Source organism: Candidatus Protofrankia californiensis (assembly GCF_900634765.1).
GTDB classification, from domain to species: Bacteria; Actinomycetota; Actinomycetes; order Frankiales; family Frankiaceae; genus Protofrankia; species Protofrankia californiensis.
The window spans coordinates 8,342-10,910 of record NZ_CAAAFT010000119.1 but is presented as its reverse complement, the minus strand read 5'-3'; the positions used below and the strand labels follow the sequence as shown (position 1 = coordinate 10,910).

The 2,569-nt window shown below is 70.3% G+C and carries 1 protein-coding gene; it reads right to left on the bottom strand.

The features are described from left to right. Window positions 1-1,819, bottom strand: a 1,819-nt coding sequence (locus tag DD1DGNOD_RS28920; protein ID WP_241255520.1) for a nitronate monooxygenase, incomplete at its 3' end; no start/stop codon positions are given. Between the last annotated feature and the right edge of the window lie 750 nt (window positions 1,820-2,569).

Here is a 2,569-nt window from a genome sequence, read left to right as displayed (position 1 = left end):
CCACCGCCACCTGCTGAAAACCGGGCAGGATCGCGCCGGAGGTGACCGCCTCGGCGGTGAACAGGTACGCGGTGCCCATGAGCACCCCGATGCGGGCACCGCGTTCGGCCAGGGGCGCCGCGGCCGCCGCGACCATCACCGCGGACTGTTCGTCGTGCACACCTCCGGCGAACAACACGTGCAGACCCTCGAAGAACACCGTGGCCGCGGACCGACCGCTGGCGACGGACACCTGTTCGCCATACGCCAGCAGCCCGGCGATCTGGGCCTCCCACAGCGGGAAGCTGGCGCGCGGGCCGACATGGCCACCGCACTCACGTCCCTCGAAGACGAACTTGCGGGCACCGGCGGCGAGGAACCGGCCGAGCAGACCCGGCGAGGGCACGTGCAGGAAGGTGTCGATGCCGGTGGCTTCCAGGGACGCCGACTGGGACGGGCGCCCGCCGGCGATCAGCGCGCAGGGCGGGCGGACCTCGCTGATGGCCTCGATCTGAGCCGAACGGATCTCCGGCGGGGCGAAGCCGAGGATCCCGACGCCCCATGGGGCATCCCCGAGCAGGGCCCGCGTCTGTTCCAGCAGGGTACGGACCTCGTCGCCGCTCATCAGGGCCAGGGCGAGAAACGGCAGGCCACCGGCGTCGGCCACCGCCTTGGCGAACTCGGCCCGGTCACTGACCCGCGTCATGGGTCCCTGCGCGACCGGGAAACGCAGACCCCGGTCGGCGGCAAAGGACGCGCCCGGGGCAAGCGGGGCAAGCCGAACCGCGGCCGCAAGCTGGCCCTCGACAGCGTCCCGAATCGCCGTGACGACGCCGCTGGCGGTGATGTGCCGGTCGGCCAAAGGGGCCGCGAAGGCGCCGTCCTGACCGACCGGCAGAAACTGTTCGCGCAGGTCACGGGCACCGAGACGGTGTGCGACAGCATCCTCGTCCAGCTGCTGGCCGTCGAGCTGGGCAACCGGCAGATCGGGCCGGACATACACGCGATGCCCGGCCAGGACCGTGGTCTCGCTGCCGTCCATGCCCCGGATGGCGGCAGCGACCTCGGTCGGCAGCTCCATCTCCCGGACAAGTGCGAGCTGGACGTCCAGCACGACGCCGACCGCCCCCGCGGCAACAGCGGCCGCGGCGGTGTGCGGCCCCACTCCACCGGCGGCCCACACCGGCCGGTCCAGGTCACCGGCTGCGAGCAGATGCTGGAGCAGGGTGAACGTGGTCAGGGTGCCGACCCGGCCGCCGGACTCGCTTCCCCGGGCGATCAGACCGTCGGCACCGGCCGCGACCGCCGCCCGGGCCTGGGCAACCGAGGTGACCTCGACGAGGACGCGCCGGCGCCCGGTCGCGGCTGCGGTCTCGACATCCCAGCCCCCGTGGGCCGGCCCGGCATCCCCGACCGGCTCCGCCTCACCGACCGGCACGGTCTCTCCCGCCAGTACGGCCTGCCCGACCGGGGCAGGCGGCCCGGCCGCGAGGACGACGGTGTCCACCTCGGGCGGCAGTTCCCACGGCCTGGTCGCGCAACCGGTGGGCACCCGCACCCCGAACGCGCCTCGAGACCAGCGAGCCGCGTCCGCGAGCGCAACGCGCGCAACGGCGGCGTCACGTCCCAGGTCGAGAACACCGAGCCCGCCGGCTCGGACCACAGCGGCGACCAGCCTCGCATCAGGCTCGGTGAAGGGAGTGATGGCAACGACGAGGTCCCGCAATGACCCGGGGACCTGGGCCTCCGGCACCGCGAAAGAAACATCATCGCAGCGCCTCCGGCCCTCCAGCGACCCGGGGACCTGGGCCTGCGGGCTGCGGTGCTTACTGGTGCTCATGGGTGGTCCCTCCTGACCCTGCACCGCCGCGTCAGCGCGTCGGCAGCGCTGCGGACCGGGACGCTCCGGGCGGCCAGCTGCGTTCCTCCAGGCCTCCAAGCGCGCGACCACAACCACGATCGCGCGCTCTTCGGCCAACCAGTTCCTCCAGACCTCCGGGCAGGCGACCACAACCACGATCGCGCTGCTTCCGGCCCCCTGACGACCGCGGGAGCCGGACCGTACACAACGGCACAACACCGACACATGATATTCACAATAATGTCGTAAAAAGAGCAACGAAAATCCATGAAACTCACAATGGACTTCTGGTCGAACACGACAGGTTTCAAGGTCGACATCATTTCCCAGCAGATCATTGGCCGGTGGTCCGCAACGAACACCAACGGCGATCGACACCGGTTTACCGAGATCGGCAATTGCGGGTGCCGAGCCAGCTCCTTTCTCGGGCCGGCACGCCGTAGGCGCGGGCACCGTGCCACCGGATGCGTATCCGAAATTTTAGCTCCACGGGAAAACCGTTCAGCGGGACCCACCGTCCGGGCGCCACGGAGGAAACCGAGAGCGGACACAGCGCAGCTATCCATACACGGAAAGGAAGGTACGCTGACCGTTTTGAGGACGCCTGGACGCCCGCGGCCCGATGCCGTTAACGAACCTTTGACAAAGGTGTTCGCACGACACTCCCGCAGCCGGTCGTCCTCGGTACGGATCGTCCTGCCATACCCGCCTGGTCCGGCAGGACGAGGA